Annotated in this window: 24 protein-coding genes and 3 pseudogenes; 13 read left to right on the top strand and 14 right to left on the bottom strand. The window is 59.5% G+C overall.

The window, feature by feature from the left end:
• The first annotated feature begins 21 nt into the window (after positions 1 to 21).
• The 6 genes from AC07VR_RS14880 (at position 22) to AC07VR_RS14855 (ending at position 3,835) form a co-directional block, all read left to right on the top strand.
• Positions 22 to 579 (top strand): sigma-70 family RNA polymerase sigma factor, encoded by a 558-nt coding sequence (locus tag AC07VR_RS14880; RefSeq protein ID WP_495011636.1) that lies wholly within the window; start codon positions 22 to 24, stop codon positions 577 to 579.
• 1 nt (position 580) lies between these two features.
• The gene (locus AC07VR_RS14875) at positions 581 to 1,240 is read left to right on the top strand and encodes an NrsF family protein (protein WP_495011635.1); all 660 of its coding nucleotides are present in this window, start codon (positions 581 to 583) and stop codon (positions 1,238 to 1,240) included.
• 120 nt (positions 1,241 to 1,360) lie between these two features.
• Positions 1,361 to 1,681 carry a BufA1 family periplasmic bufferin-type metallophore gene (gene bufA1 / locus AC07VR_RS14870; protein WP_494994637.1) on the top strand — a complete coding sequence of 107 codons (321 nt, stop codon included), beginning with the start codon at positions 1,361 to 1,363 and terminating at the stop codon, positions 1,679 to 1,681.
• 18 nt (positions 1,682 to 1,699) lie between these two features.
• Positions 1,700 to 2,590 (top strand): MNIO family bufferin maturase, encoded by an 891-nt coding sequence (bufB, locus tag AC07VR_RS14865; protein ID WP_495011634.1) that lies wholly within the window; start codon positions 1,700 to 1,702, stop codon positions 2,588 to 2,590.
• Positions 2,574 to 3,377, top strand: coding sequence for an HvfC/BufC family peptide modification chaperone (locus tag AC07VR_RS14860; protein ID WP_495011633.1), 804 nt, complete (start codon positions 2,574 to 2,576; stop codon positions 3,375 to 3,377). Before bufB ends, AC07VR_RS14860 begins: the two co-directional genes overlap by 17 nt.
• Positions 3,374 to 3,835 (top strand): DoxX family protein, encoded by a 462-nt coding sequence (locus tag AC07VR_RS14855; RefSeq protein WP_494994634.1) that lies wholly within the window; start codon positions 3,374 to 3,376, stop codon positions 3,833 to 3,835. The genes AC07VR_RS14860 and AC07VR_RS14855 overlap by 4 nt, the downstream gene beginning before the upstream one ends.
• 527 nt (positions 3,836 to 4,362) lie before the next feature.
• On the opposite strand, the gene AC07VR_RS14850 is transcribed toward AC07VR_RS14855, so the two are convergent.
• The 3 genes from AC07VR_RS14850 to AC07VR_RS14840 are packed head-to-tail and all read right to left on the bottom strand — an operon-like array spanning position 4,363 to position 5,221.
• Positions 4,363 to 4,584 carry a GDCCVxC domain-containing (seleno)protein gene (locus AC07VR_RS14850; RefSeq protein ID WP_495011632.1) on the bottom strand — a complete coding sequence of 74 codons (222 nt, stop codon included), beginning with the start codon at positions 4,582 to 4,584 and terminating at the stop codon, positions 4,363 to 4,365.
• Positions 4,585 to 4,591: 7 nt separating this feature from the next.
• On the bottom strand, positions 4,592 to 4,867 hold the full coding sequence (merP, locus tag AC07VR_RS14845) for a mercury resistance system periplasmic binding protein MerP (RefSeq protein WP_495011631.1): 276 nt from the start codon (positions 4,865 to 4,867) through the stop codon (positions 4,592 to 4,594).
• 9 nt (positions 4,868 to 4,876) lie between these two features.
• Positions 4,877 to 5,221 carry a mercuric transporter MerT family protein gene (locus tag AC07VR_RS14840; RefSeq protein ID WP_494994631.1) on the bottom strand — a complete coding sequence of 115 codons (345 nt, stop codon included), beginning with the start codon at positions 5,219 to 5,221 and terminating at the stop codon, positions 4,877 to 4,879.
• 77 nt (positions 5,222 to 5,298) lie between these two features.
• On the opposite strand from AC07VR_RS14840, the gene merR reads away from it, so the two are divergent.
• A complete protein-coding gene (merR, locus tag AC07VR_RS14835; RefSeq protein WP_494994630.1) occupies positions 5,299 to 5,697 on the top strand; it encodes a mercury resistance transcriptional regulator MerR in 399 nt (132 codons plus the stop codon).
• Positions 5,698 to 5,847: 150 nt separating this feature from the next.
• Here merR and AC07VR_RS14830 read toward each other — a convergent pair whose 3' ends face one another.
• Positions 5,848 to 6,240, bottom strand: coding sequence for a YkvA family protein (locus tag AC07VR_RS14830; protein WP_495011630.1), 393 nt, complete (start codon positions 6,238 to 6,240; stop codon positions 5,848 to 5,850).
• A gap of 47 nt (positions 6,241 to 6,287) precedes the next feature.
• Entirely contained in the window at positions 6,288 to 6,638 is a 351-nt protein-coding gene (locus AC07VR_RS14825) for a sensor histidine kinase (protein WP_495011629.1), read from the bottom strand.
• Positions 6,639 to 6,658: 20 nt separating this feature from the next.
• Here AC07VR_RS14825 and AC07VR_RS14820 point away from each other — a divergent pair.
• A pseudogene (locus AC07VR_RS14820) lies at positions 6,659 to 6,817 on the top strand (mechanosensitive ion channel family protein); the annotation flags it as partial.
• Positions 6,818 to 6,853: 36 nt separating this feature from the next.
• On the opposite strand, the gene AC07VR_RS14815 reads toward AC07VR_RS14820, so the two are convergent.
• The 3 genes from AC07VR_RS14815 to AC07VR_RS14805 form a co-directional block, all read right to left on the bottom strand.
• Positions 6,854 to 7,723, bottom strand: a complete 870-nt coding sequence (locus AC07VR_RS14815) for a carboxylate/amino acid/amine transporter (RefSeq protein WP_495011628.1) — start codon at positions 7,721 to 7,723, stop codon at positions 6,854 to 6,856.
• A 212-nt stretch (positions 7,724 to 7,935) separates the two neighbouring features.
• A complete protein-coding gene (locus AC07VR_RS14810) occupies positions 7,936 to 8,535 on the bottom strand; it encodes an FMN-dependent NADH-azoreductase (protein WP_494994628.1) in 600 nt (199 codons plus the stop codon).
• Positions 8,536 to 8,685: 150 nt separating this feature from the next.
• Entirely contained in the window at positions 8,686 to 9,003 is a 318-nt protein-coding gene (locus AC07VR_RS14805) for a 3-phosphoglycerate kinase (protein WP_495011627.1), read from the bottom strand.
• 49 nt (positions 9,004 to 9,052) lie between these two features.
• Here AC07VR_RS14805 and AC07VR_RS14800 point away from each other — a divergent pair, with 49 nt between their 5' ends.
• The 5 genes and pseudogenes from AC07VR_RS14800 to AC07VR_RS14780 form a co-directional block, all read left to right on the top strand.
• Positions 9,053 to 9,976 (top strand): PA3225 family LysR-type transcriptional regulator, encoded by a 924-nt coding sequence (locus tag AC07VR_RS14800; protein ID WP_494994626.1) that lies wholly within the window; start codon positions 9,053 to 9,055, stop codon positions 9,974 to 9,976.
• Between the two features lie 30 nt (positions 9,977 to 10,006).
• A complete protein-coding gene (locus tag AC07VR_RS14795; RefSeq protein WP_495011626.1) occupies positions 10,007 to 10,810 on the top strand; it encodes an alpha/beta fold hydrolase in 804 nt (267 codons plus the stop codon).
• 3 nt (positions 10,811 to 10,813) lie between these two features.
• Positions 10,814 to 11,377, top strand: coding sequence for a peptidylprolyl isomerase (locus AC07VR_RS14790; RefSeq protein ID WP_494994624.1), 564 nt, complete (start codon positions 10,814 to 10,816; stop codon positions 11,375 to 11,377).
• An 86-nt stretch (positions 11,378 to 11,463) separates the two neighbouring features.
• Positions 11,464 to 13,296, top strand: a complete 1,833-nt coding sequence (locus AC07VR_RS14785; protein WP_494994623.1) for an ABC transporter ATP-binding protein — start codon at positions 11,464 to 11,466, stop codon at positions 13,294 to 13,296.
• A 51-nt stretch (positions 13,297 to 13,347) separates the two neighbouring features.
• Positions 13,348 to 13,440, top strand: a pseudogene (locus AC07VR_RS14780) (aquaporin); the annotation flags it as partial.
• 18 nt (positions 13,441 to 13,458) lie between these two features.
• On the opposite strand, the gene AC07VR_RS14775 reads toward AC07VR_RS14780, so the two are convergent.
• The 6 genes and pseudogenes from AC07VR_RS14775 to hrpA all read right to left on the bottom strand — a co-directional run bounded on the left by AC07VR_RS14775 (position 13,459) and on the right by hrpA (position 21,298).
• The gene (locus tag AC07VR_RS14775; RefSeq protein WP_495011625.1) at positions 13,459 to 14,583 is read right to left on the bottom strand and encodes a GNAT family N-acetyltransferase; all 1,125 of its coding nucleotides are present in this window, start codon (positions 14,581 to 14,583) and stop codon (positions 13,459 to 13,461) included.
• 222 nt (positions 14,584 to 14,805) lie between these two features.
• Positions 14,806 to 15,024: pseudogene (locus AC07VR_RS14770) on the bottom strand (porin); the annotation flags it as partial.
• Positions 15,025 to 15,044: 20 nt separating this feature from the next.
• Entirely contained in the window at positions 15,045 to 15,278 is a 234-nt protein-coding gene (locus tag AC07VR_RS14765; RefSeq protein WP_494994621.1) for an anti-sigma factor family protein, read from the bottom strand.
• Positions 15,272 to 15,886, bottom strand: coding sequence for an RNA polymerase sigma factor (locus tag AC07VR_RS14760; protein WP_495011624.1), 615 nt, complete (start codon positions 15,884 to 15,886; stop codon positions 15,272 to 15,274). Before AC07VR_RS14760 ends, AC07VR_RS14765 begins: the two co-directional genes overlap by 7 nt.
• Positions 15,887 to 15,967: 81 nt before the next feature.
• The gene (locus AC07VR_RS14755; RefSeq protein ID WP_494994619.1) at positions 15,968 to 17,089 is read right to left on the bottom strand and encodes a beta-ketoacyl-ACP synthase III; all 1,122 of its coding nucleotides are present in this window, start codon (positions 17,087 to 17,089) and stop codon (positions 15,968 to 15,970) included.
• A 297-nt stretch (positions 17,090 to 17,386) separates the two neighbouring features.
• On the bottom strand, positions 17,387 to 21,298 hold the full coding sequence (hrpA, locus tag AC07VR_RS14750; protein ID WP_495011623.1) for an ATP-dependent RNA helicase HrpA: 3,912 nt from the start codon (positions 21,296 to 21,298) through the stop codon (positions 17,387 to 17,389).
• Between the last annotated feature and the right edge of the window lie 43 nt (positions 21,299 to 21,341).

The raw sequence follows: 21,341 nt of genomic DNA, 5'->3' as shown, positions 1-21,341 counted from the left end.
TCCTTGAGGACAACCCGTGCGATGCATCAAGACGATTCACATCTGGCGTCGTTGATGGCTGCGGCCCAGCTTGGCGATCAGGCAAAATACACGCGACTACTGCGCGAGGTTACCCCGATCCTGCGTCGGCTGGCCCGCCAGGGATGGCCGATGGGCAGACCCGCCGATATTGAGGACGTAGTCCAGGACACGCTGCTGACGCTTCATTTGATCCGCCATACCTATGATCCGACTCGCCCTTTCATGCCGTGGCTGACGGCGATCCTGCGGCGGCGCCTCGTGGACGGCGTGAGGCGCCGCTCGCGGACAGACCGAAAAGAACTCGTGGTTGACGCGCTCGACGTAACCTTTGCGATCGAGCCGACGAATGATACTTACGAACCCCCGGTGGACACGGAAACGCTGGGAAAGGCTATCGCCTCGCTTCCTCAAGGCCAGCGGCAGGCGATCGAACTGCTCAAGCAGCGGGAAATGTCGCTCAAGGAGGCGTCGGCAGCGACCGGGATGAGCATTGCAGCGCTCAAGGTGGCCACTCATCGGGCGTTGAAAAGACTTCACGACCTGCTGCTGATTAAGTGACATGAAAACCGATGAACTCATTGATGTGCTCGCGGCGGATCTGAAACCGGTTCGACGCCTGCTGCCCCCCGCCTGGCGTTTGATCGGGTGGCTTGCCGTGTCGGTGCCAGTCATGGCGCTTATGGTCGCCGCAATGGGGATGCGTCCGGATATCGGGGTGAAGTTCGCCGAGCCGGTTTTCCTGACGCAGGAACTGGCGTCGCTGACCACGGCGTTAATAGCTGGCTGGGCCGCGCTCGTCACCTGTGTGCCGGGTGAGCCGGGCTGGAAGCTGTGGACTCCCATGGCTCCGCTGACCCTATGGATCGCGACCCTGGGCCATCAGTGCTGGGAGGAGTGGATGCGCGTGGGGTTGAGCGGGATGGCGTTTCATTCCGACCTCATGTGCCTGCCGGCCATCGCGATGACCGGCGCTGTCCCGGCACTGGCGATCGTGCTTGCGATCCGGCGTGGGGCACGCCTGCCCGCCCCCTGTGCGGTGTGGTGGGGCAGCCTGGCGTCTGCGGCGCTCGCCAACGTGGCATTGCGGCTTTTCCATCCGGAAGACGCCGCGTTGATGGTGATCGTCTGGCAATTTGGCAGCGTACTGCTATTCATGACCTTGCTTTCACTGTGCCGGCGCTATCTGGTGCCAGAACGGACGGTGTGCGCCCTTCGCTGATCGGGCTGTCTCGCGGCAGGCGATGCGTCCTTCGTGGTCGACCTGTAACCTTTTGCCGCCGCTGACGAAGTATTCGATACCGGTCTCGCATCGAGGCCGCTCACGTCAGGATCCTGAGCTATGAACCGTCGACTTTACGCCGCCACCACGTTGTCTGCCGCGATGGGGCTGGCGCTCGCCATGCAGGGTTTACCGGCCGGCGCGCAGGAGATGAAAGACATGTCGAATGCGCCACCGATGGTGAAAGAAAACATGATGAAAATGCAGAAAAATCACCTCGAAAAATGCTACGGGATCAATGCCGTCGCAAAAAACGACTGTGCCGAAGGCACCCATTCCTGCGCCGGCCAGGCCAGCCAGGCGCGCGACACGAAATCGTTCGTGCTATTGCCCGCCGGGGTGTGCGGCAAGATCGCGGGCGGGGCAATGAAATCCACCTGATCGACGGAGAGCGCGGCCATGAGTCTGTCTCAATCCGGCCGGTGCGCGACGTCCGGCCCGATCCCGCCTTCAGCGGGGGTCGGGCTGCGCTTCCCGCATCATCAGATCTTCGTCGATACGCATCCACCGGTCGGCTGGCTGGAAGTGCACGCAGAAAACTACATGGGGGGCGGCACGCCGCTACACTATCTGGAAACGCTGCGGCGCGACTATCCGGTCTCGTTTCACGGGATCGGCCTGTCACTGGGTAGCGCGGACGGACTCGACCCCATCCATCTCGAGCGCCTGCGCCGTGCAAGCGAGCGCATCGAACCCGGCCTGATCTCGGAACACCTGTCGTGGAGCGTAGTCGGACAGACGTATCTCGCCGATCTCCTGCCACTACCGATGACGGAAGAGGCGCTCGACGTCGTCTGTCAGCACGTCGAGCAGGCGCAGACGCGGCTGGGTCGGCAAATTCTGGTCGAGAACCCTTCAACCTACCTGCAGTTCAGTCATTCGACGATTCCGGAATGGGAGTTTCTGTCGACCGTCGCCGCACGTACGGGCTGCGGGATTCTGTGCGACGTCAACAACATCTATGTGAGCGCGCAGAACCATGGCTGGGATGCGTCGGCCTACCTGCGGGCACTACCACCGGCCGCGATCGGCGAGATACATCTGGCGGGCCACTCAGTCGTGGCGCTCGATTCCGGCGCCATGCTGCGCATCGACGACCATGGCTCGCGTGTCGCACCTGCCGTCTGGGCGCTCTATGAAGAAGCGCTGGCCCGCTTCGGCCCGGTTCCGACTTTAATCGAGTGGGACACCCATATCCCTTCGCTGGACGTGTTGATCGAAGAGGCCACACACGCCGAGTGCTACCTCGCGCATTCAGCGCCAAGGAACGATCATGCCGTCCTTGCGTGAGTTGCAGGATGCGGTGCGGCGCAGCATCGTCGATTGTGACAACGTCGATGCCGTGGCACACGTCGTTGCCAACGGGATCGCTGCGCAGGAGCGTCTGTCGGTCTACCGGAACACCTTCGCGCAAACCCTGATACGCGCGCTTCGCCTGTCTTACCCGGCTGTCGACCGGCTGGTGGGCACTGAATTTTTCGACGCGGCGGCACGCGAGTACATCACGCAGCGGCCGCCCCGCAGCAGCTACCTCAATGAGTTCGGCGGTGATTTTTCGGCCTTTCTCGGACGGTTTGCGCCGTGCGCTTCGGTGCCTTACCTGTCCGATGTGGCACAACTCGAATGGGCCGTCAGTTGCGCCCTTCACGCAGCCGATGCACCGGCGCTGACAATTGCGTCGCTGCGTGCAGTCGAGGCTACGCAATACGCTTGGCTCAGCTTTGTGCCTCACCCATCCGTCAGCATGATTCGAACCGGCTACCCTGCTGACACCATCTGGCATGCGGTACTCATGGATGATGACGCGGCGTTGACGGCGATCGACCTGTCGGGCTGTCCGACCTACCTGATGGTTCAGAGGGGGGGCTCTGGTGTTCGGGTTGACCGCGTCGACGGGATGGTCTGGCGCTTTAGCCGTGCGCTGTGTTCGGGATGCATGCTGGGCCTTGCCCTCGATGATCATCCCGGCATCGATGCCACTGCTGCACTGGCCAGTCTCCTGGCACAAGGCTGCTTTGCCGGGTTCAGCCAGGCTTCGCAGTCTGGGCCAACTCAATCGCTAACGGAGTTGCCATGAACCACCCGGCTGCGCCGCGCGGGCTAGCCCTCACGTTTTACGTGCGGGCCTTGCACTGGCTTGAGCGCATTCCCTATTGGTTCCTTGCCATTGCGTTGCGACTAGCGGTGGCTACGGTGTTCTGGAACTCGGGCATGACCAAGCTCGCCAGCTGGGACACGGCCGTTGCGTTGTTCACCGACGAGTACCAGTTGCCGCTTCTACCGCCGGAAGTGGCGGCGTATATCACGGTATCGATCGAACTCACGTCACCGGTGCTGTTGATCCTCGGTCTGCTCACCCGGCCCACAGCCGCCGTTCTGCTTGGCATGACCACGGTCATCGAGGTATTCGTCTTTCCACTGGCGTGGCCAACCCATATCCAGTGGGTCGCCATGCTGCTGGTACTGCTGGCGCGCGGCCCCGGCCGACTCTCGCTGGACGGGTTAATTCGCAAGCACCTGCTAGGCGACGCCTGATTGCCGCATTGTCACTAGGTGGAGAACTGCGCGTACCCGGTGATAGTTATGGATTGCTCTGTTTGATTGATCAGGTGACGGAGGTTGCGTGCGAAGCAATCAAGCCTCCACACGACCAGAGTGTCGCCTTCGCATAAAGCCTTTAAGCCGGACGATCCCCCTTCCGTGCCGAGGTCAGATCTTCATAAAAAGGTGTCGGAGCGACCCCGGCCGCAACGAAAGCATCATGTTGGTAAGCGTCTAACATCCCTCGTCACGTTGACGTCGACACAACCTGATGTGAATGCACCACGGAACACGCTAGCTTGCCGCCTTTGACGATGGGCGGCTTCTACCTCGAACCGACGGAACGGCAGATACAAATTGGGATGGCAAAGTCCTGTTGGCTCGCCACGGTAAGACACAGAAAACAATGTCCAATTGATCGCGGTTAGTGCTTGGCTATCAGGTATACCGCCAAGACGGGCGCCGCTTTTTATGCATCTACGCCGGTGTTCAGGGAAAACTTCGGCATGAGGGCTATGTGGTCAGTGCACTGGCGTGCAGCATTCACGCTGCTGCTGGATCGGCGGACACTTCACCGAGCCGAACGAACAGAACACACAGCAGTCGCCCGCATTAGGGCGCAACAGCGCCTTACAATTGCCGCATTCGTAGAAAAACTGGCAAGCGTTGGTAGGCATGGTTTCCAGCTTGGCAAAACCGCATTGCGGGCAGGTCAGCACGGACTCAAGAACGACGGTGTTCATTGAAACCTCACTTACGGACGGTCGAAGGATAACCAGCGTTTGTGGTTGCCCCGGTCAGTGCTTCGGGCTGGGACTGGTCAGCGTCGTAGGTGACGATGGCTGTCTTCTTGTCGAAATCGACCTTGACCGAGCTCACTCCGGGAACTTTTTCCAGCGACTTTTTGACCGTGATCGGGCACAGCTCACACGTCATGTTCTGTACATCGAGCGTGACCGTCTGGGGAGTTGCAGCCAGCACCGCGAAGGGGATGGCGGTCAGCATGGCCATGAGTAGTTTGCGCATGAGGGACTCCTAGTAGAACAGTGGGGCCAGTGACGGTACGGCGAGTAGACCGAGCAGCAATATGGCGACGATCCAGAACGTGAGCCGCTGCCGCTTGATGGTTCGAGTGTCGGCGCAGGGCGTACCCGGTGCGCAGACTTGTGGCACCACATAGAGCTTGCGCAAGGCCAGGCCAAGGAACAGCAGCGTCAACCCGATAAACAGGGGCCGGTATGGCTCCATGGCTGTCAGGTTTCCTACCCATGCTCCGCCGATGCCGAGTGCTAGCAATATGAGGGGGCCGACACAGCACACCGACGCGCCAATAGCAGCCAGTACGCCCGCAATCAACGAGCCTTTCCCAGTGAGTTGCATCCTGTTCACGCCTTAAATCCGATTGCCCATGTATCATTCTAGATCCCGTACTCAGGTACGGAGTCAAGGAGAATGCAATGGTGACCGAACTGACCATCGGCAAGCTGGCGGAGGCTGCCGACGTGAACATCGAGACGATCCGCTATTACCAGCGGCGCGGTCTGCTGGAAGAGCCCCCAAAGCCGCTTCGCGGTCATCGGCGTTACCCACCCGACACGGTAAAGCGCGTGCGCTTCATCAAGCGGGCGCAAGCCCTCGGTTTCACGCTGGCAGAAGTCAGCGGATTGCTTCGACTCGATGCTGTGCATGCATGTGCCGAGACACGAGCCTTGGCTGTCCGCAAGCTGACCTTGATCAATCAGAAGATGTCCGACCTCGCCGCCATGCGGCAGGCGTTGGGAGGACTGGTTCAGCAGTGTGATGTTGGCAACGACGGGGTGGCCTGCCCAATCATCGACATGTTGGAACGGGAGTAAGAAGTTCAACAAACCGCAGCAAGTGGGCTTACCTGCTTGATGCGCAAAGCACACAGTTATCAACAAGCGCCCTCCTCCCAGAGAAGAGTGAAGGATGCGCCTGTCTCGTTCTACCAAAAACACCCGAAAAGCAATGAAAAACTCTGCTACTTAATAGTGTTTGTAGGCTAACCAAACGCCCGCCAGGGCTACCAGCCAAACTAAAACGATGAGCACCGCCGCCACTTTACTCACCGGGCGCTTCACGTGACGTTCCTCCCACTCGCTAGCCTTTAGCTGACACGCCTCAAGCACAAGCGGCGGCATCAATCGGATAGCGAGCAGAATGCCGAGCGGCAGAATGATTACGTCGTCCAGATAGCCGAGTACAGGAATGAAATCGGGAATGAGATCGATTGGACTCAGTGCGTAAGCCACCACAAAAACTGAAATCCACTTGGGCAGCCATGGGGTTTGTGGATGCTGATAACAAAACCAGAGAACCATGGTTTGACGCTTGAGGTTTTTAGCCCAACGGCGTAGGTGTTCAAGGATGCCTTTCATTCAGTGCTCTTGCTTATGGTGGGGAGTGCAGGTCTTTTTCTGACGGATCAATCTGTATGCGTGCGGTGTGTCAATTTTGCGGTTGCCGGAAAACTACACAACATCGGGAAGCTGCAAGGTGAAACGGCTGCCGCCATTCGGGTCGGGTTCATGTCGAACTCCCCATCCAAGGTGATCTGCAACACGTTTGACGATAGGCCCAAGCCCGAACCGCCCGTGAAATCATCGTCACCGCGAACAAACCGATCAAAGAGGCGGGCTTGTACTGCATCGGGTAACCCCGTACCGCTGTCCTCCACAACAATTTGAGATGAGTTCAAGTAAATGGTGATGATGCCTTGCTCTGTGTGCTGACAAGCATTACGTAGCAAATTGCTGACCGCAATAGTGACCAGCACAGGTATCGCCGTGACCATCACGTCATCAGGGTGATATCTTCGATTACCTGTTGGCGGTTTTGCCGGAATTTGGTTTGAGCGTGTATCAGCAACCGAGCGGCAATGATTTGCGCGCCGGGTTGTTACCGGCGGTGTTGGGGGCGGGCTACATCCCCGAATCTGAAAAGCGTTCGATGTAATAACACTGCCCTTGCAGGAGCACGGCTTGCCCGCTTCTACGAAGGGCAACCTGCGGCACGCCTCGCACCGAATCGGCTAATCCACACCGCCCCCAGAATCACCAGCCCACCAAAGAATAACCGCCCCAACGTTTCGTGCTGATTCCATATCAGCAGGTTGATCAACAGCCCCACCGGCACATGCAGGTTGTTCATCACCGCCAGCGTCCCGCCATTGACCAGGCACGCGCCCTTGTTCCACCAGTACAGGCCCAATGCCGTACTCACCAGGCCAAGGAACACCAGCACGCCCCATTGCAACGGCGCCTCGGGCAGGAAATTCGCCTTGCCGAACAGCACAAACGCCGGCAACGCCACTGCCAGTGCTCCCAGATAGAAATAGCCAAAGCGCCGGTAATGCGGCAGATCGCTCGGGTAACGTGCTACCAGATGCTTATAAAGCACCTGCCCTGCGGCGTAGGTGAAATTAGCCAGTTGCAGCAACAAGAAGCCCATAAAGAAGTCCGGATTGATCCGGTCATAGCGGATCACCGCCGCGCCGAGCACCGCGACCAATGCCGCCACCAGTGCCCAGAGATTGAAGCGGCGATTCAGCGCATCTTCGATCAGCGTCACGTGCAGCGGTGTAAGAATGGTGAACAGCAACACCTCCGGCACCGTCAACACGCGAAAGCTCAGGTACAGGCAGACATAGGTCACCCCAAACTGCAACGCGCCGATCAACAGCATCCCGCGCATGAAGGCCGGTTCAACCTGCCGCCAGCGGGTCAAGGGAATGAACACCAGCCCGGCCAGCAGCACGCGCACCAGCACCGCAAAGTAACTGTCGACATGGCCGGCCAGGTATTCGCCGATCAAACTGAAGGAAAACGCCTGAATCAGCGTGACAAAAAGTAGATAGCCCATACGCGCCTCGTCTCGAATGGCGGCGACGATAGCGGTTTTGCGACTGGCAGTGAAATCACAGACAAAAAAAAACCCGATCTCGCATTGGCGTCGATCGGGCAGGAGCACTCAGGGGCAACAAGTGCAAAGGGAGGTTCGATGCGCGAACCGGCTTGAAGGGAGTGCACAATGGCGCTACTAAACCATCAGGCGATTATCCGGTGATTAACACCTCAGGCGACCTGGGCGAGCCTGGCGTTAGCCTGGTTCAGACCTTTTTCGTGGAAGTCTCCCCCCAGGTTCATGCCTTCGGCGTGAATGAACTCGACGTCGTGGATCCCGATGAATGCCATGACCTGACGCAGGTAGGGTTCCTGGTGATCGGCGGCGCTCCCGGCATAGATGCCGCCACGAGCGGTCAGCACATAGGCACGCTTGCCAGTGAGCAGGCCTTGCGGGCCGGTTTCGGTGTATTTGAAGGTCACGCCGGCACGCAGCACATGGTCCAGCCAGGCTTTCAGCGTGCTCGGGATGGCGAAGTTGTACATAGGCGCGGCCATCACCAACACGTCGGCGGCCAGCAGCTCATCGGTCAATTGGTTGGAGCGCTCAAGGGAGGCGTGTTCGATCTCGTTGCGCTGTTCGGCAGGTTTCATCCAGCCGCCCAACAGGTTGGCATCCAGGTGCGGAACCGGGTTGATCGCCAGATCACGGATGGTGATCTGGTCAGCTGGGTGAGCGGTTTTCCACTGGCTGATGAAGGTTTGGGTCAGTTGGCGTGAAACCGAATCTTGCTGGCGAGCGCTGCTTTCGATGATCAGTACGCGGGACATGGGTTGTAGCCTCCATCGGTGAATGCTGTAAGTCGATGGAGTGGAGATTAAACAGAGTCGTATCGATGAAAAAGCGCAAATAACTGCTATAACCCATCTATAAATTCGTTTATAAGCGGAGCATGCCCGGCAGACCTGCTCCGTGCTGCCTCACTTGGGCGGCGTACAGCTGAGTGCAATCCGCAGCTTGATGATCTTGCGGTTGAACCTGGCCGAGACATCACTGCGTTTACCGGCCTCCACAATGACCCGTCGTGTGCGCGGTGACTCCGGACCATTGCGAAACACCACCGAGCATTCCACCGGCACTGTGCCGTAGTTGTTCAGGGTGATGGCGCCCATGTCGTAGTCGGTTGCGTAAGTGGTGTAGTCAACGCTCAAACCATTGAGCTGCTTCTCGACATCGATGGGGTAGGCAAACGCACTGAGCGGCAGCATCGCCAGCAACACGCAACAGATTTTTCTCATTCGGCAGTCTCCAATATGGACAGCCAGCTTAGGACAAGAGGAGCTCATCTTGAAAGCGCCCCGCGTTACCCTTGATCAATGGCGGACACTGCAGGCCGTGGTCGACCACGGTGGCTTTGCCCAGGCAGCCGAAGCGCTGCACCGATCACAATCCTCCGTCAGCTATACCGTGGCGCGCATGCAGGACCAGCTCGGCGTACCCCTCTTGCGTATCGACGGCCGCAAAGCCGTGCTGACCGAAGCCGGTGGCGTGTTGTTGCGCCGTTCCCGGCAACTGGTCAAACAAGCCAGCCAGCTTGAGGACCTGGCGCACCATATGGAGCAAGGCTGGGAAGCTGAAGTGCGGCTGGTGGTCGATGCCGCTTACCCGAATGCCCGTTTGGTGCGCGCTCTGACGGCGTTCATGCCGCAAAGCCGTGGCTGTCGCGTGCGCTTGCGCGAAGAAGTGCTGTCCGGGGTCGAAGAGGTGCTGCTCGAAGGCGTCGCCGACCTGGCCATCAGTGGCTTCAGCATTCCCGGTTACCTGGGCACAGAAATGAGTGCAGTGGAATTCGTCGCCGTGGCTCACCCGGAACACCCACTGCATCGGCTGAACCGCGAGTTGAATTTCCAGGACCTGGAAAGCCAGTTGCAAGTGGTGATCCGCGACTCTGGCCGCCAGCAACCGCGGGACGTCGGCTGGCTCGGCGCCGAACAGCGCTGGACCGTCGGCAGCCTGGCCACCGCCGCGACCTTCGTCGGCAGCGGCCTGGGGTTCGCCTGGTTGCCACGGCACCTGATTGAACGCGAACTCAAGGAAGGCCTGCTCAAGCTGCTACCGTTGGACCAGGGCGGCAGTCGTCACCCCACGTTCTATCTGTATTCCAACAAGGACAAACCACTGGGCCCGGCCACGCAGATTCTCATCGAACTGCTGCGCACCTTTGACACGGCGCCGCTGGATGCGCCCTTCGCCGCCCCACAGCAAGCCTGAAACCCGGTAAGCACGAACAGGAGTTCTGCCATGGCCTATTTCGAACATGAAGGTTGCACCCTGCACTACGAAGAATATGGTCACGGCGAACCCGTGCTACTGCTACACGGGCTGGGCTCAAGCGCCTTGGATTGGGAGGATCAGATCCCCGCGCTGGCGGCTCGCTACCGGGTGATCGTCCCGGATGCTCGTGGCCATGGTCGCTCCGACAAGCCCCTCGAGCGCTACAGCATTGCCGGCTTCAGCGCTGACCTGATCGCCCTGATCGAGCACTTGAACCTGGGCCCCGCCCATGTGGTCGGGCTGTCCATGGGCGGCATGATTGGCTTTCAGCTGGCGGTGGACCAGCCGCAGTTGCTCAAGAGCCTGTGCATCGTCAACAGCGCACCCCAGGTAAAACTGCAGACGCCGGATGAGTATTGGCAGTGGCTCAAGCGCTGGAGCCTGATGCGACTCGTGAGCATGAGCGCCATCGGCACGGCGCTGGGCGCGAAGCTTTTCCCCAAACCGGAACAAGCCGGGCTGCGTAGAAAAATAGCCCAGCGCTGGGCAAAAAACGACAAACGTGCTTATCTCGCCAGCTTCGATGCAATCATCGGCTGGGGCGTGCAGGAACGACTTTCCCGTATCATCTGTCCAACCCTGATCGTCAGCGCCGACCGTGACTACACGCCGGTCGCGCTGAAAGAGGCCTATGTAAAACTGTTGCCCAATGCGCGGCTGGTGGTGATCGCCGATTCCCGCCACGCGACCCCACTGGATCAACCAGAACGCTTCAACCAAACCCTGCTCGAGTTTCTAATCGCAGTTGACACCACCACCCAGGATCACTGACCCATGCTAAAGAAAATCGCCCTCCTCGCCGGCTCCGCTCTGTTTGCCGCTAACCTGATGGCCGCCACACCAGCCACGGCGCCGCACGTTTTGCTGGAGACCACCAATGGCCAGATCGAAATCGAATTGGACCCGGTCAAGGCTCCGATCAGTACCAAAAATTTCCTTGAGTACGTCGATAGCGGCTTCTACAACAACACCATTTTCCACCGCGTGATTCCGGGCTTCATGGCCCAGGGCGGCGGTTTCACCGCGCAGATGCAGCAAAAAGACACCAAGGCGCCGATCAAGAACGAAGCCAGCAACGGCTTGCATAACGTACGCGGCACCCTGTCGATGGCTCGCACCTCGAACCCGGATTCGGCCACCAGCCAATTCTTCATCAACGTGGCCGACAACGCCTTCCTCGACCCGGGCCGTGATGCCGGTTACGCGGTATTCGCCAAAGTGGTCAAAGGCATGGACGTGGTGGACATCATCGTCAACTCCCAGACCACCACCAAAAACGGCATGCAGAATGTGCCAGCCGACCCCGTGTTGATAAAGTCGGCCAAGCGCATCGACTAAGCTACACAGGAGTCTTGAGCGGCAGTTCTTTTGAAGTGCCGTTCACATTTTAGAAAGGAGAGCCCGCCTCGCGGGCGTTAGAACCAATGCTCTATCGTCGTTTTGAACAACTGATCGATATTTTCCGCGACGCTCCGACAGCGGCTCCGCCGAACACGGTTCTACCCTTTTACGTTTATTACCTGCGTCAGGTCTGGCCAAGTTTTGCCGCCCTGCTCATCGTCGGCCTGTTCGGTGCGCTGATCGAAGTCGCGCTGTTCAGTTACCTGAGCCGGATCATCGATCTGGCCCAAGGCACGCCGAATGTCGACTTCTTCAAGATTCACGGCATCGAGCTGATCTGGATGGCGGTGGTCGCCCTCATCCTGCGTCCGTTCTTCGTCGGTCTGCACGACCTGCTGGTGCACCAGACCCTCAGCCCCGGCATGACCAGCATGATTCGCTGGCAGAACCACAGTTACGTGCTCAAACAAAGCCTCAACTTCTTTCAGAACGATTTCGCCGGGCGCATCGCCCAGCGGATCATGCAGACCGGCAACTCCCTGCGCGACTCAGCCGTGCAAGCGGTGGACGCATTGTGGCACGTGCTGATCTACGCCATCAGTTCGCTGGTGCTGTTCGCCGAGGCCGACTGGCGCCTGATGATCCCGTTGCTGAGCTGGATCGCCTGCTACATCGGCGCGCTGTGCTATTTCGTGCCGCGGGTCAAACAGCGCTCGGTGGTGTCCTCCGACGCTCGCTCGAAGCTGATGGGACGGATCGTCGACGGTTACACCAATATCACCACGCTCAAATTGTTCGCCCACACCCACTATGAACAACAGTACGCCCGCGAAGCCATCGAAGAGCAAACGGAAAAGTCCCAGCTGGCCGGTCGCGTCGTCACCAGCATGGACGTGGTCATCACCGGCATGAACGGCCTGTTGATCGTCTGCACCACGGGCCTGGCCTTGTGGTTGTGGACCCAGTCGCTGATCTCGGTCGGCGCCATCGCGCTGGCCACCGGCCTGGTGATCCGCATCGTCAACATGTCCGGATGGATCATGTGGGTGGTCAATGGCATCTTCGAAAACATCGGCATGGTCCAGGACGGTCTGCAAACCATCGCCCAACCCGTCAGCGTGACCGACCGCGAACAGGCCCCGCGCCTGGAAGTGGCACGCGGCGAAGTCCGTTTCGATCACGTCGATTTCCACTACGGCAAGAAAAGCGGAATCATCAGCGACCTCAACCTGACGATCAAACCCGGCGAAAAAATCGGCTTGATCGGCCCCTCTGGCGCGGGCAAATCGACCCTGGTCAACCTGCTGCTGCGTCTTTACGACCTGCAAGGCGGACGAATTCTGATCGATGGCCAGAACATCGCCGACGTGGCCCAGGAAAGCCTGCGCGAGCGAATCGGCATGATCACCCAGGACACCTCGCTGCTGCACCGCTCGATCCGCGACAACCTGCTCTATGGCAAGCCCGACGCCACCGATGAAGAACTCTGGGAAGCGGTGCGCAAGGCCCGTGCCGACGAGTTCATCCCGCATCTTTCCGATGCCCAGGGCCGTACCGGTTTCGACGCCCACGTCGGTGAGCGCGGCGTGAAACTCTCCGGTGGTCAACGCCAACGGATCGCCATTGCCCGGGTGCTGCTCAAGGACGCGCCGATACTGATCATGGACGAAGCCACCTCGGCGCTGGACTCTGAAGTCGAAGCGGCCATTCAGGAAAGCCTGGAAACCCTGATGGAAGGTAAAACCGTGATCGCCATCGCCCACCGGCTCTCCACCATTGCCCGAATGGACCGTTTGGTGGTGCTGGAAAAAGGCCGGATCGCCGAAACCGGCAGCCACAGCGAACTGCTCGCCCACGGCGGTTTGTATGCGCGGTTGTGGCAGCACCAGACCGGTGGGTTTGTCGGTATCGATTGAGCTGCGTGATTGACGCTGACCCTGTGGGAGCGGGCTTGCTCGCGATGAACGATTCAGCAACTGTGGATGTTCTGGCTGGCGCCGATCCTCGGTGCGGTCATTGACGGCGTGACCTGGCGCTGGTTGGGCAAGGAAGACCGCTGATCCAGGGATCAGCGAGGATCAGTCTTGCCTATACGGCAAGGCGGTTCTCGCTTCCTCGGCATACGCCAGCACGCCGAGTCGCTCCTGTTGCAGGAAATCCTTCACCGCCGCCTTCAAACCCGGATGCCTCAGGTAGTGCCAGGAATGGGTGATCACCGGTTCGAAACCACGAATCAACTTGTGCTCCCCCTGAGCTCCGGCATCGAACCGTTGAAAACCGTTGGCAATCGCGTAATCCATGCCTTGATAAAAGCACGTCTCGAAATGCAGGCGGTCGAACTCCGCCAGGCAGCCCCAATAGCGACCGTAAAAACTGTCGCCACCCACCAGACTGAACGCCATAGCCACTGGCCGTGAACCTTGTTTGGCCAGCACCACGCGAATAGCTTCGGGTATGCGTTCGGCCAGCAGACTGAAAAATTCCCGAGTCAGGTACGGCGCCTGCCGGCGTATTGCGTAGGTATTGGCATAGCAGGCATAAACGAAGTCCCACTGCGCTTGATCAAGTTGCCGTCCTTCGAGCCATTCAAACTCAATGCCCTGCCCTGCGACCTGCTCGCGCTCCTTGCGCATCTGCTTGCGTTTGCGCGAACTCAAGGCGTCGAGAAAGTCCTGGAAATCCCGGTAACCACGGTTTTGCCAGTGGTACTGACAGCCGACACGTTGCAGCCAACCCGGCTGCTCGGCCAGCGCGGCATCGGTGAACGGGTCGGTGAAATTTATATGAGCACTGGAGAGCCCTTCGATTTCCAGATACCCCGGCAGGCTTTTCAGCAGCTCGAAGCCATCCTGTGCATTGGCGGCCAACAGACGCGGCCCGCTCACCGGACTGAACGGCACGGCAGTCAAAAGCTTTGGGTAATACTCGATCCCGGCGCGCTCACAGGCATCGGCCCACCCATGGTCGAACACGTATTCGCCGTAGGAGTGCCATTTTCGGTAACTGGGCAATGCAGCAAGTAATCGACCGCCCTCAACATGCAGTAAATGCTCGGGTTGCCAACCGGAGTGCGGACCAAGGCTGCCACTGTCTTCCAGTGCACTGAGGAAGGCATGTCGCAAGAACGGCTGACCGTCGGGCACCAGCGCATCCCATTCTTGAGAGGCGATTGCGGACAGACTCTCCAAACGTTGTAACGGCATCACATTCCCCGACGATCATGACTCACAGACGCGCCGAGTATCGCCCATCTCCGCTGCGGCCGAAATAAAAATACCCTGTCGAGGAGAGGTCAAAACGAAAGGAGCTTTAACGGATGAGAAAGAGCCGGTTTCGGTTTTAAGCCTTGCTTGGAACACGTACTGCACACGAGCTACAAGTGAATCGCCGCTGTCATCACCGTCGTTGTTGGTGACTTTGTCAGTTTCCAGACCGAAGTCTTCGTCGAAACGGCCGGCGCGGAAGGTGACCGGCTTGAAGCCGACGCAGGAAATCGACGCTTCGTCGAAGTAACCGTCGTTCGCAGTTCCCGAGTTATGGGAGAAGTCGTAGTTGATCTGGTATTTCCAATCCTTGTAGGCGGTGCCGCCCAATTCCAGAAAAGCACGACGCAAGAAAGCGGCGTCGGCTGTATCGCCATCCTCGTAGCCGACTGCGGCAGTGGCTATTGGTTGCTTTTGCGTTCTTCGGCCAGGCGTTTGGCCAAGTCGTCAACATCGGGGACGGGAGGTTCAGGCATCACGCGCAAGGTGGCCTGCATCAAGCGCATCTGACGAATAAAGCGCCGGCAGTTGGGGCAAAACATCAAATGATGGCGCACCATCAAACGCTCACGAAAGCTCAACTGGCCATCAAGGTAATCACTGGAACGCGCCACTTGTTCCTTACAGGTCAACATTCGCCGGTTTCCTCAAAATGCTCCACCGTAGCGAAGACTTTCAGCCGTGCCCGATGCAGCAGCACACGAACATTGGAGAGCGAAATCTCCAGAAGATTACAGATCTCCTCCAACTCCAGGCCTTGGCGCTCGCGCAGCAGCAACACACTGCTTTGCAGTTCAGAGAGGCTCAGCAAGGTATGTTCCAGGCACTCGCGCAGCTCATTTTCGGTGAGCAGGGCATCGGGCGTGTCCTCGTGCCAAGCGAACGGAGCCACTAGCCAGTGACCGTCACCTGGGGAAAACCGCTCATCCCCAATCGTGCCGTGGGGCGACGGTAAATCATCCAGCAGGACTTCCCGACGGTTTTGTTTGTAACGGCTTTTTGCAGAGTTGGCGGTGATGGTCAGCAGCCAGGTCTTGAGGCTCGAACGCCCCTGAAACCCGGCCAGGTTACGCACGACCGACAGCCAGGCGTCCTGCACCACTTCGTCGGCATGGCGGTTGCCGACAATGGCATAGGCCACAGCGCGCATGGCGCTCTGGTAAGTGTTGACCAATTCCTTGTAAGCCCGCTGCTCACCCACCAGCAAGCGTTCGAGCAGTTGCGTGTCGTCAGCTGCGGCCATTCATGCCTCGTGCCATAAACCATGACTCCCGTAGGAAGCGAGCTTTTGTGGCGAGGGGGGCTTGCCCCCGCCTCACACAAATCAACGCTTACGCAGAATCACGCTACCAATCGAGTAACCCGCGCCAAACGAGCTGAGCACCGCCAGCGAGCCGCTCGGCAAATCGTCCTGATTCTTGTGGAATGCAATCACCGACCCTGCCGAGCTGGTATTGGCGTAGGTGTCGAGAATTACCGGGGCTTCTTCGACCGAGGCTTCACGGCCCAGCAGTTTCTTGACGATCAGGTGGTTCATGCTGAGGTTGGCCTGGTGCAACCAGAAACGCTTCACGTCGCTGACGCTGAGCGTGTTCTCTTCCAGGTGGGTGGCGATCAGCTCTGCCACCATCGGGCAGACGTCACGGAAAACCTTGCGACCTTCCTGCACGAACAGCTTGTCTGGAGCACCGACGCCCTCTTCGGCTGCGCGGTTGAGGAAGCCGAAGTTATTGCGGATGTTGTTGGAAAACCTGGTCAGCAGTTTGGTGCCGACAACGTCGAACTGGTACGGTGACGTTGCCAGATCGGCACGCTCGATGATCACTGCCGTCGCGGCGTCGCCAAAAATGAAGTGGCTGTCGCGGTCGCGGAAGTTCAAGTGGCCGGTGCAGACTTCCGGGTTGACCATCAGAATCGCCCGGGCCTGGCCGAGCTGGACGCTGTTAGCGGCGGCCTGGATGCCAAAGGTCGCCGAGGAGCAGGCCACGTTCATGTCAAAGCCGAACCCCTGAATACCCAGCGCCTCCTGGACTTCGATGGCGATGGCCGGGTAGGCCCGTTGCAGGTTCGAGCAAGCAACGATAACGCCGTCGATATCGGCGGCGGTCTTGCCGGCGCGCTGCAAGGCTTGCTCGGCGGCACCGACGGCCATTTGGCATAGCACCGACCATTCGTCGTTGGAACGCTCAGGCAGACGCGGCGTCATGCGCTGCGGGTCAAGGATGCCTTCCTTATCCATGACGAAGCGGCTTTTGATCCCCGAAGCCTTTTCAATGAAGGCAGCACTGGATTCGGTCAGCGCCTGAACTTCGCCGCGCTCGATGGCAGCGGCGTTATCGACATTGAACTGCTGTACATAGGCATTGAAAGACTGCACCAGCTCTTCGTTGGAGATGCTGTTGGCCGGGGTGTACAGGCCGGTGCCGCTGATGACGACGTTATGCATGCTCATATCTCTAATCTGTTCAGGCAGAAAGCATTGGTACTGACGTACCAACACGTAAAGGGTCTGATCCCGTCAGAGGGGATGAAACCTTGCGTCGCTTTATTCCAATCAGCCCAGGCTGCGAAGGCTCAAATCTGCGGGGCCGGCGTTTATGACTGCGAAGTTTGCCATAACCGCAGGCATTTGGCCCCTTTTTGCAGGATGAAACGCCTGCCACAAACTCAGCGGCATGCCTGTAGGAGCACGGCTTGCCGGCGATGGCGCCCTTGAGACCGCCATCGTCGGCAAGCCGTGCTCCTACAGTTCGACCTGGCTCCACTGCTTGCTTAAACGCTTGTCGGAGATTGGTACCCTGGTCCCCAATTGTTGGGCAAACAACGAAACCCGGTACTCCTCCAACCACCAGCGATACAGCTCCAGCTGCGGATCGCGTTTACCTTCCTGGGCGTGTTTGTTGGCCCGCGCCTGGTATTGCGTCCACAACCCGGCCAGTTCGGTACTCCAGACCCGATCCTTTTGCACCTGGCTTGGCAGTTTCTCAAGGCGCAACTCGATGGCCTTGAGGAAACGTGGCAGTTCCTTAAGCCAAACAGCCGGCGTTTCGCGGACAAAGCCCGGATACACCAGCTGACTCAATTGTTGCTTGATGTCATTGAGGGCCACCGCCTGCGCCAGGTCGATCTTGCCTTTGAAGCGCTTTTGCAGACCGTGCCAGAGCTTGAGCGTCTCCAGCGTCAGTTTCGCCAACCGCTCGGCGTGCTCGGTCCAGGCGCCACGCTTGCGTTCCGCCAACGCAGCCAGCCCGGCGCCATCGCGCGGCAGGTTGGCTTCGCCGTCGAGAATACAGCTATCGAGGCTGGCCAACAGGATGTCTTCCACCAGGCTTTCGATACGCCCCAGCTCGCGGTACAGCAAACCCAACTCGGTCATTCCCGGTAATTTTCCGCGCAGGAATTTCGCCGGCTCGGCCAGTTGCTGCATCAACAAGCGCTGTAAAGCCCGGCGATGCTGGAACTCGGCCTCGGCGGCGGTGGAGAATCGTCCCTCTTTGACCGTACCGCCCTCTTCCACCAGCGCCGGATAAACTGTCATCGACAACCCGGCGATCTTCTGTTGGGTTTTTTCGGCCACCGCGGCGAAGACCCTGGCCTCCACCGGCTGCTGGCTTTTCGCTGTTTGCGGCACAGCCAGTGCGGCCTGGCTGGCCTCGGCGAAACGCGCGGTCAACTCGGCCAGGTCACGACCTTCGCCAAGGAACTTGCCCTGACCATCGACAATCTCCAGGTTCATCCGCAGATGGCCTTCAACCTGCTGAGCCGATTCGGCCCAGGCTTCGTCGCTGACCCGCGCACCGGTCATGCGCAGCAATTCACGTCCCAACGCGTGAGGCAGTGAGCCGTCGGCAAAGGTGATGCGCTGCAACGCGGCTTTGACGAAGTCCGGTACTGGCACAAAATTCTTGCGCAGCGCCTTGGGCAAGTTGCGCACCAGTGCGATGCACTTGGCTTCGATCACTCCCGGCACCAGCCATTCCAGGCGCTCGGAGGGCAGTGCCGGCAGCAATGGCGCCGGCACTCGCAAGGTCACGCCGTCACGTGGATGGTTGGGCTCGAAGTGGTAGCTCAAGGCCAACGCCAGATCACCCAAATGCAAGGTGTCCGGATAATGCGCAGCGGTCACTTCACTGGCCTCGCGGGCCAACACGTCTTCTTCGCGCATGACCAGCAACTGCGGGTCTTTCTGGCTGTGGATGCGATACCAGCTGTCGAACGTCGCAGTCTGGTGGATATCGGCTGGCAGCCGCGCATCGTAGAACGCGAACAGGGTTTCTTCGTCAGCCAGGATGTCGCGGCGGCGCGCCTTGGCCTCCAGTTCGTCGAGTTGCTCGAGCAGTTGCGTGTTGGCGGTCAGGCACCTGGCTCGGGACTGGATTTCCCCGCGCACCAGGCCTTCACGAATAAACAGCTCACGGGACAGTACTGGCTCGATCGGCCCGTAATGCACCGGCCGCCGGCCAACCACAATCAGCCCGAACAAGGTGATTTGTTCGAAGGCGACAACCTGCCCGCGCTTCTTCTCCCAATGGGGTTCGAAGTGGTTCTTCTTGATCAAGTGCCCGGCCAGAGGCTCGATCCAGTCAGGTTCGATCTTCGCTACCATCCGCGCGTAAAGCTTGGTGGTTTCCACCAGTTCGGCGGTCATCAGCCATTGCGGGCGCTTTTTCCCAAGCCCCGATGAAGGGTGAATCCAGAAGCGTCGTTGGCGGGCGCCGAGGTAATCGCCGTCTTCGGTCTTCTGACCGATCTGGCTGAGCAAACCGGACAGCACGGCTTTGTGCAGTTTCGGGTAATCCGCCGGTTCTTTATTCAGGCTCAGCTGCATGTCGCGGCAGATCAGACTCAGCTGCCGATGGGAATCGCGCCATTCGCGCAGACGCAGGTAATTGAGGAAGTTCTTGCGGCACCAATTGCGCAGCGGACTGGCAGTCAGGGCCAGGCGCTGCTCTTCAAAGCCACGCCACAGATTGACCAGACCGGCGAAGTCCGAGTCCACGTCTTTCCACTGCGCGTGGGCCTGATCGGCGGCTTGTTGACGCTCCGGTGGGCGCTCGCGCGGGTCCTGGATCGACATGGCACTGGCGACGATCAAGACTTCCTGCAAACTGCCCAACTTGGCGGCTTCCAGCAGCATACGGCCCATGCGCGGGTCCACCGGCAGGCGCGCCAGTTGCCGACCCAGCGGTGTCAACTGGCTTTCGCGATCGACCGCCGACAGCTCTTGCAGCAGGTTGAAACCGTCGCTGATGGCCTTGCCATCCGGCGGTTCGATAAACGGGAAGTCGGTGATCTCGCCCAAGCGCAGATGCAGCATCTGCAGGATCACGGCCGCCAGGTTGGTGCGCAGGATTTCCGGATCGGTAAATTCCGGCCGTCCGATAAAGTCTTCTTCAGCGTACAAACGAATGCAAATGCCCGGCTCGACCCGTCCGCAACGACCTTTACGCTGGTTGGCGCTGGCCTGGGAGATGGCTTCGATCGGCAGACGTTGCACCTTGGCGCGGTAGCTGTAGCGGCTGATTCGCGCGGTGCCACTGTCGATCACGTAGCGGATGCCCGGCACCGTCAGCGAAGTCTCCGCAACGTTGGTCGCCAGCACCACACGACGCCCCGGGTGAGACTGGAAAATTCGCTGCTGCTCGGCTGGTGACAGCCGTGCGTACAACGGCAGGATTTCAGTGTGTTTGAGCTGGGCCTTGCGCAGCATGTCCGCGGCGTCGCGAATTTCCCGCTCACCGGGCAAGAACACCAACACATCGCCAGGGCTGCGGCGTTCGCTGCGTTCATACGCGGCGATTTCGTCGAGGCTCGCGAGGATCGCCTGATCCACCGTCAAGTCGTCTTCTACGCGGTTACCCTCTTCGTCCTGCTCCAGCGTTAGCGGGCGATACCAGGTGTCCACCGGGAAGGTTCGGCCGGAGACTTCGACAATCGGCGCGTCATTGAAGTGTTTGGAGAAACGCTCCAGGTCGATGGTCGCCGAGGTGATGATGACTTTCAGGTCCGGGCGACGCGGCAGCAGGGTTTTCAGGTAACCGAGCAGGAAGTCGATGTTCAGGCTGCGTTCGTGGGCTTCGTCGACGATGATCGTGTCGTAGCGCTCGAGGTAACGGTCGTTCTGGGTTTCGGCCAACAGAATGCCGTCGGTCATCAGTTTGATCAGGGTGTTCGAATCGCTCTGATCTTCGAATCGCACCTGATAACCGACCAGCGCACCCAGCGGTGTCGCCAGCTCTTCAGCAACCCGGCTGGCGACGCTACGAGCGGCGATACGGCGTGGCTGGGTATGGCCGATCAGGCCGTACTGACCGCGCCCGATTTCCAGGCAGATTTTCGGCAACTGGGTGGTTTTACCCGAGCCGGTTTCGCCGGCGATGATCAGCACCTGGTGCTTGAGCAGCGCCTCTTTGATTTCGTCACGCTTGGCGGCAATCGGCAGGCTGTCGTCATAACGAATCAGCGGCAGGCTGGCACGCCGCGCCACGACCCGTTCACAGGACCCCTGCATACGCGCGACCCACTGGGCCAGCTTGTCCTCGTCAGGTTTTTTGCGCAGCTCAAGCAACTGCCGCCGCAGCCGGTGACGGTCGGCAAGCATGGCGTGATCGAGGTTTTTCAGCAGTTGGTCGATAGCGGGCAATTCGTCAGTCATCAGGTACGCAAAAGTCGTCTAGTGGTGCAGGGGGCCGATTGTC

Source organism: Pseudomonas sp. GW821-FHT02H09 (genome assembly GCF_059421425.1).
This window is presented reverse-complemented; position numbering and strand designations above follow the sequence as displayed.

Coding starts and splice junctions, on each gene's coding strand:
- hrpA (WP_495011623.1), bottom strand. CDS start 21,298: ATGACTGACGAATTGCCCGCTATCGACCAACTGCTGAAAAACCTCGAT.
- AC07VR_RS14875 (WP_495011635.1), top strand. CDS start 581: ATGAAAACCGATGAACTCATTGATGTGCTCGCGGCGGATCTGAAACCG.
- AC07VR_RS14860 (WP_495011633.1), top strand. CDS start 2,574: ATGCCGTCCTTGCGTGAGTTGCAGGATGCGGTGCGGCGCAGCATCGTC.
- merP (WP_495011631.1), bottom strand. CDS start 4,867: ATGCGCAAACTACTCATGGCCATGCTGACCGCCATCCCCTTCGCGGTG.
- merR (WP_494994630.1), top strand. CDS start 5,299: ATGGTGACCGAACTGACCATCGGCAAGCTGGCGGAGGCTGCCGACGTG.
- AC07VR_RS14815 (WP_495011628.1), bottom strand. CDS start 7,723: ATGGGCTATCTACTTTTTGTCACGCTGATTCAGGCGTTTTCCTTCAGT.
- AC07VR_RS14775 (WP_495011625.1), bottom strand. CDS start 14,583: ATGCCGTTACAACGTTTGGAGAGTCTGTCCGCAATCGCCTCTCAAGAA.
- AC07VR_RS14880 (WP_495011636.1), top strand. CDS start 22: ATGCATCAAGACGATTCACATCTGGCGTCGTTGATGGCTGCGGCCCAG.
- AC07VR_RS14810 (WP_494994628.1), bottom strand. CDS start 8,535: ATGTCCCGCGTACTGATCATCGAAAGCAGCGCTCGCCAGCAAGATTCG.
- AC07VR_RS14830 (WP_495011630.1), bottom strand. CDS start 6,240: ATGAAAGGCATCCTTGAACACCTACGCCGTTGGGCTAAAAACCTCAAG.
- AC07VR_RS14840 (WP_494994631.1), bottom strand. CDS start 5,221: ATGCAACTCACTGGGAAAGGCTCGTTGATTGCGGGCGTACTGGCTGCT.
- bufA1 (WP_494994637.1), top strand. CDS start 1,361: ATGAACCGTCGACTTTACGCCGCCACCACGTTGTCTGCCGCGATGGGG.
- AC07VR_RS14790 (WP_494994624.1), top strand. CDS start 10,814: ATGCTAAAGAAAATCGCCCTCCTCGCCGGCTCCGCTCTGTTTGCCGCT.
- AC07VR_RS14805 (WP_495011627.1), bottom strand. CDS start 9,003: ATGAGAAAAATCTGTTGCGTGTTGCTGGCGATGCTGCCGCTCAGTGCG.
- bufB (WP_495011634.1), top strand. CDS start 1,700: ATGAGTCTGTCTCAATCCGGCCGGTGCGCGACGTCCGGCCCGATCCCG.
- AC07VR_RS14760 (WP_495011624.1), bottom strand. CDS start 15,886: ATGGCCGCAGCTGACGACACGCAACTGCTCGAACGCTTGCTGGTGGGT.
- AC07VR_RS14755 (WP_494994619.1), bottom strand. CDS start 17,089: ATGCATAACGTCGTCATCAGCGGCACCGGCCTGTACACCCCGGCCAAC.
- AC07VR_RS14850 (WP_495011632.1), bottom strand. CDS start 4,584: ATGAACACCGTCGTTCTTGAGTCCGTGCTGACCTGCCCGCAATGCGGT.
- AC07VR_RS14855 (WP_494994634.1), top strand. CDS start 3,374: ATGAACCACCCGGCTGCGCCGCGCGGGCTAGCCCTCACGTTTTACGTG.
- AC07VR_RS14795 (WP_495011626.1), top strand. CDS start 10,007: ATGGCCTATTTCGAACATGAAGGTTGCACCCTGCACTACGAAGAATAT.
- AC07VR_RS14785 (WP_494994623.1), top strand. CDS start 11,464: ATGCTCTATCGTCGTTTTGAACAACTGATCGATATTTTCCGCGACGCT.
- AC07VR_RS14765 (WP_494994621.1), bottom strand. CDS start 15,278: ATGTTGACCTGTAAGGAACAAGTGGCGCGTTCCAGTGATTACCTTGAT.